Origin of the sequence: Pseudomonas sp. SIMBA_068, assembly GCF_046534705.1 — a bacterium.
In the GTDB taxonomy this organism is placed as follows: domain Bacteria; phylum Pseudomonadota; class Gammaproteobacteria; order Pseudomonadales; family Pseudomonadaceae; genus Aquipseudomonas; species Aquipseudomonas putida.
In genome coordinates, this window is sequence record NZ_JAWRYI010001855.1 from 1 (window position 1) to 230 (window position 230).

Annotated in this window: 1 protein-coding gene; it reads right to left on the reverse strand. The window is 42.2% G+C overall.

Annotation, left to right across the window (positions count from 1 at the left end):
• The coding region (locus SB756_RS36195; RefSeq protein WP_410914075.1) for an MMPL family transporter at window positions 1–230 on the reverse strand (230 nt) is incomplete at both ends.

The window sequence follows — 230 nt, forward strand, 5'->3', positions numbered from 1 at the left end:
GCCAATGTTATGGCAAAGCCTTTAACTGGGCCGTAACCTATTCCATACAATATAAGCGCGGTAATCATGGTGGTTATATTGGCATCAAATATGGTGTTAGCGGCTTGCTTGTAACCTTCTTGAATAGCTTGATAAGCAGAGCGGCCTTTTCTACGCTCTTCTTTTATTCGCTCAAATATACTAACGTTGGTATCTACTGCCATACCAATAGTGAGTACAAGCCCGGCAAT